The sequence below is a fragment of the Streptomyces sp. IBSNAI002 genome (genome assembly GCF_052244475.1).
Taxonomy (GTDB): Bacteria; Actinomycetota; Actinomycetes; order Streptomycetales; family Streptomycetaceae; genus Streptomyces.
The window spans coordinates 519,489-528,480 of sequence record NZ_JBQPXG010000006.1 but is presented as its reverse complement, the minus strand read 5'-3'; the positions used below and the strand labels follow the sequence as shown (position 1 = coordinate 528,480).

Sequence of the window (8,992 nt, the reverse complement as noted above, 5' to 3'; positions counted from 1 at the left end):
CCCACAGCGCTGCGCGCTGTGCCAACGACCCGCTTCGCTTCGCTCAGCGGGAGGGCGCTTCGCGCCCTCGGGGCCGGCCCTTCGGGCCGGGGTCCTGCGCTTCGCTCCGGACTGGTTCGGGGTTCCGCTTCGCTCCACCCCGAATGGCTTGCTTCGCAAGCCTGGGTGACCCTTGTTCACAGGGTTAGGGTCTTCGGCCCGTTGGGTGTGTCCGCTTCGCTCCCCCACCCGGTGTCCTTCCCGCTCCGCTTCCAGGACCAGCCGCTCCGCGGCAGGTGACGAAGTCCACTGTCATCCGTATGCCGATTCCTATCAGCCGGCTGACAAGCAGCTTGGGACGGGGACAGCTTTCCCAGGGTTCACGATGAGACCGGTACAGGCTGTGTGCTTCATTTTGGATGATGGATTAAGACTGGAACCGAGACACTCCACCAATTCACCCAACCGAACCACACCACGGCCCGCCTCCCCCCACACACACCCACACAATACAAACGCCCTACCCACCGCTAAAGGAGAAACGGGATGCGCTACACCCGCCCCGCACTCACCATCGCCACAGCACTCCTCGCCCTCACCGGACTCAGTGCCACCGCACACTCAGACGACATCGGCAAAGACAAGGACGGGGGCAACTTCTGCGTCATCGAAGTCAAGGGCAACCACAACCACAACGCCTGCGGAAACATCAAATACGGCCACAACGCCACCACCGGACAAGACTCGACGGCATAACCGGTGGCCCGCATCTGATCGGTGAACGCCACGATCAGCGGTTTCGGGGGTCGAGCTCCCCCGCGAAGAAAATCGTCGCTGACTTGAGCACCTCGTTGACCTCGCGCAGACGCTTGTTCTCCGCTCGCAGCCTGCGAAGTTCCTCCCGCTCGTCCGTGCTCACGCCCGCCGCCTGGCCGGCGTCGACCTCGTACTGCATCACCCAGCGCCGAACCGACTCCCGGGACACACCGAGGGAATCAGCGACCTGGATATGCAGTGCACGCTCGGAGGAGTACTCCGCACGATGCTCTGTCACGAGACGCACAGCCTGGCTACGAAGGGCTGCGTCAATCTTCTTGGGCACGAGACCCATCCTCCCTGATAGCTCACAACAGAGCGGCAGAGAAGTCAGAACGGTTCAATCATCCGGACACGCCACCAACGACTGAACCTGACCAAGCCCTAATAGCTCTCCAGAGGGCCCCTTCTCTCATGCCTCACAAGCCCCGGAAATCTCAACCCGAACACCAGAGCCCTTGATCACCAGGCTCTCAAACAGTCCCTCCTGGCCCTGGCACATCTACGGAAGAACGAGACGTTCCCGCAGCTCGCGGACTGGTCGCCGGGCCTGCAGGAAGCGCTCGTCGGCCTGGCAGAAGGTGACTGCGTCATCGCTGACGGAACCCTCGTCGGTACCGACCGCATCAAGGCAGATGAGCCGTACTACTCGATGAAGCACCGCAAGCACGGGATGAACGTGCAGGTCATCTCACGTCCGGATGGCACACCCCTGTGGTTCTCAAGGGCACTGCCGGGACGGACCCACGACCTGACCGCGGCCCGGGCCCACGGCATCGTCCAGGCCTGCCTCACCCGGCAGATCCTCGTCCTGGCCGACCGGGCCTACCAAGGCGCCGGCGCCACCGTCCGCACGCCGTACTACCGCCACAAGATCCAGCCACCCCACTACCAGCAGTTCAATCGCGACCACGCCCGCCTGCGCGGACCGGCGAACGCGCCTTCGCCCAACTGAAAACCTGGCACGTCCTCCGCCGAGCCCGATGCTCCACCAACCGCATCAGCAGGATCGTCAAGGCCGTCCACACTCTGTTGACCTGCAGCTATTCAGGATGAAAAGGGTTCAGTGACACATAGCACCAACACATCCCAGCCCACTGTCTGCCATGCCACCGCCCCAAACCCGAGAGATCGCAAATCGAGGTTGGTCCGAAAGCCTGCCCTTCCGGCACCTGTGAGGGCCATGTTCGCCTCGCAAGATGCCCTATGGAGAGTAACTAATGGAGAGTCGAACACATGACCAGCAGTAAACACCGAGCTTCACGCAAAATGGCATGGGCCGGGGCCGCAACGGCCTCGCTGCTCATGTCCGGGCTCGCGCTCCAGTACGCGAGCGCGGAAACGGACAGTAAGAGCGAGGTGATTCCTGTCGGGCCTGCCGTGGCCAACGGATCCTTCGAGAAGCCTAACCTCCGGGCCATGAATAGACGATATATTCATGAGGTTCCCGAGGGATGGGGTGGGGATCCCGTATATATCAACAACAGCGAGAACGGCCCTTCGGACGGTGAGCAGAGTGCCAGCCTCACGGGGAATGAACGCATCACGCAAGATATACCCACCTTGCCGGGCTTGAAGTTCCGGTACAGCTTCGACGTTCGCGCAGGAAAATCCGACAGTCAGGATTTCAACCTGCATGCCACTTTCTCAAACGGAACCTTCGGCAAGCATATCGTCGAACATATTGGTACTGACTGGCAGACGATCAGTGGCGAATATCAGCCGATCGCAGGCTCCGACAAGACGCTCTTTAAATTGGAGGTCTTCGATACGCCCATAGATGTCGATAATCTCAGGATCGAATACCTCCCCGTCGTGACGGGAAGCGTCGCTGCCGTCCAGCCAATGCAGATCGGCGAAGACACTGAGGTGGTGTCCGAGATCACCGACAAGGGTGGCGCGCCCGCGGCAGGTTCGACATACAGCGTCGCGCTCCCTGCGGGGGTGAGCTATGTCCAGAACAGCGTCCGGATCCGCCGTGTCGCCGACGGTCAGCAAATTGGTGTCGACCAGAGCAAGGTGAAGGTCATCAACGGCACCTTGACCGTCCCGGTCGGAGAGGGAGGGGTGCTGAAGGGGGGAGACAAGTACGCAGTGTCCTACAAGCTTACAATCGCGGTCGACGACAAAGCGAAAGCTGTGAAGCTCGGTTCCGAATTCGCACACCAGCCGGTGGTCTCCTTCGATGGGGGCAGCTCGCCTCTGGAGGCCAAGAGCATTGGAATTGCCCAAGCTGACGTCGGTATCGCAGCCGGCGGAGGTTTCAATAAATCTCAGTACGTGGTGGGAGACCAGGCAGAACTGTCCTTCCGTGTAGAAAACACGGGGCCGTCCGAGGCCCGGGACGTACTAGTCAAGGTGAGCCGACCGGCTGAAATCGAAAAGAGTTCGTTCGTCGCCGAAGGGTGCCAGCAGAGCGCCGACGGGCTCGAATGTAAGATCGCAGCGCTTCCTTCGGGGCAAAAAGTGGACCTCAGCGTTTCCGGGAAGGTGGTCCGTCCCGGCGAGCTGGAGGCGCGTACGTCCCTCTCTTCGTTGAGCATTGATCCGAACTCAACGAACAATTCCACGACTTTCAAGAGCGACGCGACAAAGCACGTGGACCTCGGAGTCGAGGCCGAGATCCTGAGGGACGGGACGCCCGTCGGGGAGGTCGTGAAGCCCGGCGAGAAGGTGGTGCTGTCGGTGAAGGCATACAATCAGGGGCCGGCCAGCCCCAGGGACGTCAAGGTGCAGGTTCGGCTGCCTAAGGGCGTGGCACTGGACCGGGGCGTCGAAGGCTATGACGAGGCAACCGGAATCTGGGCGGTCGGTGAGCTTGGCGTCGGCGGGAGCAAGACCCTCTCGCTTCCCGTCACCGTGCCTGCCGATGAGCCGTCCGTCGATCTCCATCCGCAGATCGTTCCGTCTTCGTACGCTGGCCTCGAGGACCCCAACCTGGACAACAACGAGTCCCAGAAGTCTGTTGAGGTCGAGCGGAGCTCCAAACTGAGCGTGGGTGTATCGCTGGCGGGAGCTCCCGAGGGAGGCTCGCACGAGCCTGCTCCGGGTGATCCGGTCACCTACAGGATCGCCGTGACCAACGACGGTCCTTCCACGGCCAAGAGCGTGGAGGTCGCGCACGTCATGCCCGAAGGCATGCCGGCCCGCGACTGGAAGGGACCGAAGGGTACCTATTACGACGACGCGACGGCCGTGTGGACCATCCCGAGCATCAAGGCGGGTGAGACTGCCGTGATCACGGTCGGGAGCGTCGTGGTACCGGACAAGGAGGCATTGGTGCACCGGGTCTGCATCGCCAGAGCCAGTAAGGACGCGCCCGATCTGCGCGGCTACAAACCATGTGATGAGGCGAACGACATCGAGGGCCACATGGCTGTGAGCGAGCTGAACGTGGTACAGCGGGCCGCCGCACGGCTGACGGTCACCCCGGAGGGGGAAGCGGGTGGTCGACCGTTGCCCGGCCAGAAGGTCACGTGGTCGGTGAAGGCGGAGAACCCCGGCGTGTCGACGGCGAAGGGGCTGGAGATCGAGGTCCCGGTGCCCGCCGGTGTCGATGGTGCCGAGGCGACGGCGGAGAACGGGGGCTCGTACGAGGACGGTCTCTGGAAGCCGGCGGACCTGCCGATCGATGGCGAAGCCGTCCTGAAGCTCACCGGTACGGTGCTGCCCGATCATGACGAGCTGCACTACCGGGCCACGGTGAAGGAGTCCAAGACACCGCTGGACGAGAGCAAGGGCAGCAAGATCGGTGTGCCGGTGGAGCGCAAGGTCGAGGTGCAGCAGGTCGCTGGTCTGGACGTGTCGATCGCGGCCCCGGACGGCAAGGACACCGTCAAGGTGGGCGAGCAGGCCAAGGTGAAGGTCACCGTCGCCAACAAGGAGGGTCCCTCGACGGCCCGCAACACGGTCGTCGAGGTCGGCCTGCCGACGGTGAACGGCCTCACCCACGACGGCGGCGCCAACTTCAACGGTGAGCCGGGCGGCGAGGGGTACGGGACCTGGAAGGTCGGAGACCTGAAGGCCGGGGAGGAGAAGTCGCTCACGCTCTCCTTCACCCCGGAGGAGGCCAAGGAGTTCCCGTTCGACGTGCTGGCGGCCCGTTCGGATGCGGCCAACCCCGAGGAGTGCCAGGACATCTGTGCCAGCACCCGGGTGAAGGCCACCGCCGACAAGCCCGACGACCCGAGCAAGCCGGACGACCCGAGCAAGCCCGATGACCCGAGCAAGCCCGATGACCCGAGCAAGCCGGACGACCCGAGCAAGCCGGACGACCAGACCCCGCCGCCCGGTGACGGGCAGCAGCCTCCCGCCGACGACGGCGGAAAGGGAGACGACGGCGGGCAGTCCCTCGTCGACCAGGTCCTGGCTTCCACGGGCAGCAACGCCCTGTGGTGGGGAGGCGGAGCCCTGGGCGCGGCCGGGATCGGCGCGGCGCTGCTGATCGCGGCCCGCCGCCGCCACTGACCCGCGGCACGGCAACGCGCACGGGCCGGGACACAGTCCTTTACGTCCGTTGATCTTCTTCGCCGCGTCGTAGCCGCGGGTGGCTTCCGAGACGGTGTCGGCGCCTTTGACGGACTGCGAGTCCACGATCAGCGTGACCGGCCAGGGGCACCGCCCCTGGCCGGTACGGATCTGGCGGCGGAGCTGGTTACGGATGGAGCCGACGATCCCGGCCCGCGCCCAGCGGGCGAAGTGATAGTAGACCGTCTGCCAGGGCGGATAGTCGGCAGGCAGCGCCCGCCACTTGACCCCGTTGTCGACGATGTACCGGATGGCGTCCACGATCTCCCGGCGATGCCACTTCTCCGGCCGTCCGCCGGCCTTGGTCATGCAGGCCTGGACGGGCAGCAGCGGTTCGAGCAGCGCCCATTCCGCGACGGTGGTGTCGGAGGGATAGCGGCGCCGACGGGAGATCAAGGCCATCACGGCCTCCCGGGGTCGGTTCGGGCCTGGGGCCTATTTGGTGAGCTGGGCGAGGGTCCCACGGACGCCTGTGAGCTGGGCGGATGCGAGCTGGGCCCATGCGTCCTCGGGACAGCGGGCCAGGTGCGGGTCGAGTGTGCCGGTGATCATCCGTGTCAGACGGCCCAGGATCAGCTGGAACTGCTTCTTCTCGTACTCGATCCAGTCGGCCGGCTCGTCGGAGAAGAGATTGCCGTCTCGGCGACGCCAGATGATCGGCGTCAAATGCTCGGCCGCACCGACATCCCGCAGATGCCTTACACCCCGCGCGACCTGCGGCGGCACTCTCGTCGCGACCGCTCTCTGCGCCGGCACCTGGGCCGTGTACCGTCGACGGCAACGCCGTTACACCTAGCGCTGTGAACGGGAAGGTTCGCCGGGTCTCGGTGTCCGGGTACCCGTGGACCCCGTGCTTCGGCAGACAGACTCATACACAGCGGCCGTTCTCTGGTGCTTCGTTACTCGACATCTCGAAGCGTGGAGAACGGCCGCCTCCGCCGTCGCGGGATACACCGCAGATCAGCAGGTCGGGTGACAGGCGAGGATAAACGCCAAGCCCATGAAAACGACGACAGGCGAGAGGCCTGCTACGAAAGCGGCGTGAGGGTGGCGCCGATGCGGGGGAAGTAGACGTGAGTGATGCCTTCGTAGCCGGAGTCGGTGCCCACGACCAGCCAGAGTCGTCCCTGGGAGTCGGAGGTGGCACTGAGTGGCTTGTCGGTATTGTTGAAGTGCTTGAGTTCGTAGGTGTCGTCCTCAAGGCCCGACGGCTTGATCAGGTTGCCGAGCACGACGGCGTCCTTGCCGTCCTCCGACTGATTGCCGTGGTCGAAGTTCGCGCGTAGCAGACCCGCCTCACGCACGGTTGCGGGCTGGGTGGAGACGGCGCCCGCCTTGACGTACACCGAGCCGCCGGGGTCACCACCGATACCTACACCGCTATAGGCGTTGGTGGCGATGTCGAAGTCGTAGTCGATGCGGTAGTTGGTGTTCGGCTTGATGCCGTGCTGCGGCCCGATTTCCTTGGTCGCGAACATGGCGAGGTCGTCGCTGCGGTTGTGTCCGGTCATGTGAAGCGCGCGGCCCATGGCGTCCAGTGGCGCGGGGATCTGATCGAGGCCGTAATGGAGTTCGAAGTCCTCCAGGGGGCTGTCGGCAGGTACGTCGGCGATGAACTGCTTCCAGCCTTGTTCCGACTCGGTGAAGGCGTCGTCTATCAGGACGGGCTCGTCGGACTTCCGGTCGTATGAGCGCGTGACCGACGCCACGACGTCGGCTGTCTGAGGGTTGGCGAGGCTGCCGTAGCGCACTTCGATGCGCTGCTGAGACCGGGAGGGGTAGGAGAACTTGACCTGCCGCCAGTCGTCGACCTCCGTCGCGGCCGTGTCACCGCTGAGCCAGAACGACCCGGTGACGCTCCGTTCCGACGGATCGTAAAGGAAGAAGACCTCCCCAGGACGGCTGGAGACGTTCGGTGGGCCGTCCAATGCAAGAACCCTGATACTGCCGGCCTTGCCGGGAACAGTGGTCTCGACGAGGTGTTCCAGAACGTACTTCTTCCCCTGCACCGCCCCCAGACCGCTGGTGCCGAAAGCAGCCCTGGCAGTGGAAGTGTTTGCCTGCGGCGGAGCCGTCGCCGCGTCCGCCACGGGAGCCCACAGCAGCAGTGCACCCACAGTGGATGCACCGGCAAGTAATGCTGCCGTTTTCATGAATGCCTCAACTTTCCTAGAAGCCTTCTGCCGTCACGCGATTCCTGATGTCCATTCAGGAAGCTTCGGCACGAGGGAAGATCGTCCCGCGTCACGAGGCGGGACCACCTCCCCCGAAGGTCCAGCACGGAGACTCCCCCATTCGGCACGTTGCCCAGCTGCTTGGGATGACGTTCGGGTGGTGCGAGCCTAGGGAGGGGGTCACGCCAGGGCTGATTCATAGTCCTGGCTGCTTGGAGAATCAGCAGGTCACAGGCATGTGACGGACCTTCGCTATGGCAGTTCCGTACGCAACGAAGCTCCGATGATCAAGGGGACCTACCAAGTCGCCCGATCACCGGAGCCCCGATGTGCCGCCAGTCTGCCATCGTGTGTCTGATCAAGTCGCCCTCGCGAGAACACCGTGAGCTTCCCGGCACGGCGGCGCGGCTGGCCTCCCTGCCGGATCCACGCGCCCGGCGGGGTCGGCGTCATAGCCTCGCCTCGGTGTTACTGACCGCCGCGTGCGCGGTGCTGGCCGGCGCCCGCTCCTATCTCGCGATCGGGCAGTGGGCCCGCCATGCACCCCAGGACACCCTCTCCCGCCTGGGGTTTCATCCGCGCGGCCCCCTCGGGCTCCGTCGCGCGGCCTCTGTGTCGACTGTGCGCCGGGTGCTGGCCGGGGTATGTCCCGGCGGCCTCGCCGACCTCCTCGGACACAGCTTGGCCGGCACTGAATCAGTCGCGGTGGACGGCAAGGCCGCCCCGCGGTTCACGCACCGACGTGGCTCCGGCCGCCCACCTCCTGTCCGCCGTCACGGCCGCGGGCCGCACCGTCAGCCAGCTCAGGGTGCCGGACAAAACCAATGAGATAACCGCGTTCACCTCGCTGTTGGACCCTTTCGACCTGACCGGCACCGTGGTCACCGCCGACGCTCTCCACACCCAGCGCGAACACGCGAAATGGCTGGTCGAAGCCAAGAACGCGCACTACCTCCTGGTGGTCAAGGGCAATCAGCCCAGACTCCACGCTGCGGTCAGAGCCCTTCCCTGGAAGGCGGTGACCGCCCGCCGCTACGACCGCGAGGCCGGGCACGGCCGACGCGAGACCCGCTCGACACGCACGCTTACCGTCACCGATCTCAGCCTGGACTTTCCCCACGTCGTCCAGGCGGTGAAGATCCTGCGGCACCGCACCGATCTGAAGACCGGCAAGGTCACCCGGCAGACCATCCACGCCATCACCGACATGACCGCACGCGAGGCATCACCCCAGCTCATCGGCCGTATCGCCAGAGCCCAATGGGGGCATCGAGGCCGTCCACCACATCAGGGACACAACGTTCGCGGAGGACGCCTCCAAGATCCGCACCGGACACGGACCCGAGAACTGGCCACCCTCCGCAACCTCGCGATCAACACCCTGCGCGACGCAGGCCACCACAACATCGCCGCCGGACTCCGCGAGGTCTCCTACACACCCTTCACCCGCCCGCTCGACCTACTCGGACTGCCCCTGACCTGCAACGGGACATGAC

The 8,992-nt window shown here is 64.8% G+C and carries 7 protein-coding genes and 2 pseudogenes; 5 read left to right on the top strand and 4 right to left on the bottom strand.

The features are described 5' to 3' along the window. Window positions 1–525 precede the first annotated feature (525 nt). Entirely contained in the window at window positions 526–735 is a 210-nt protein-coding gene (locus ACTVZO_RS45185; protein ID WP_443304435.1) for a hypothetical protein, read from the top strand. Window positions 736–769: 34 nt separating this feature from the next. Here the strand turns inward: ACTVZO_RS45185 and ACTVZO_RS45180 are convergent, their stop codons facing one another. Beyond that, window positions 770–1,081, bottom strand: a complete 312-nt coding sequence (locus ACTVZO_RS45180) for a transposase (protein WP_030874195.1) — start codon at window positions 1,079–1,081, stop codon at window positions 770–772. 159 nt (window positions 1,082–1,240) lie between these two features. On the opposite strand from ACTVZO_RS45180, the pseudogene ACTVZO_RS45175 reads away from it, so the two are divergent. Next, window positions 1,241–1,851 (top strand): annotated as a pseudogene (locus tag ACTVZO_RS45175) (transposase family protein); the annotation flags it as partial. 180 nt (window positions 1,852–2,031) lie between these two features. Continuing rightward, the gene (locus ACTVZO_RS45170; protein ID WP_443304434.1) at window positions 2,032–5,262 is read left to right on the top strand and encodes a hypothetical protein; all 3,231 of its coding nucleotides are present in this window, start codon (window positions 2,032–2,034) and stop codon (window positions 5,260–5,262) included. A gap of 39 nt (window positions 5,263–5,301) precedes the next feature. Here the strand turns inward: ACTVZO_RS45170 and ACTVZO_RS45165 are convergent. From ACTVZO_RS45165 to ACTVZO_RS45155, 3 genes and pseudogenes are all read right to left on the bottom strand, one after another. Then, window positions 5,302–5,724 (bottom strand): annotated as a pseudogene (locus ACTVZO_RS45165) (transposase); the annotation flags it as partial. 33 nt (window positions 5,725–5,757) lie between these two features. Then, window positions 5,758–5,988 carry a hypothetical protein gene (locus ACTVZO_RS45160; RefSeq protein WP_443304433.1) on the bottom strand — a complete coding sequence of 77 codons (231 nt, stop codon included), beginning with the start codon at window positions 5,986–5,988 and terminating at the stop codon, window positions 5,758–5,760. Window positions 5,989–6,350: 362 nt separating this feature from the next. Continuing rightward, entirely contained in the window at window positions 6,351–7,475 is a 1,125-nt protein-coding gene (locus tag ACTVZO_RS45155; RefSeq protein WP_443303887.1) for a hypothetical protein, read from the bottom strand. Window positions 7,476–7,823: 348 nt separating this feature from the next. Here ACTVZO_RS45155 and ACTVZO_RS45150 point away from each other — a divergent pair, with 348 nt between their 5' ends. Next, window positions 7,824–8,324: a transposase family protein gene (locus tag ACTVZO_RS45150; protein WP_443304432.1), complete on the top strand. Its 501-nt coding sequence runs from the start codon at window positions 7,824–7,826 to the stop codon at window positions 8,322–8,324. Further along, the gene (locus tag ACTVZO_RS45145) at window positions 8,239–8,991 is read left to right on the top strand and encodes an ISAs1 family transposase (RefSeq protein ID WP_443304431.1); all 753 of its coding nucleotides are present in this window, start codon (window positions 8,239–8,241) and stop codon (window positions 8,989–8,991) included. Before ACTVZO_RS45150 ends, ACTVZO_RS45145 begins: the two co-directional genes overlap by 86 nt. Window position 8,992: the final 1 nt, after the last annotated feature.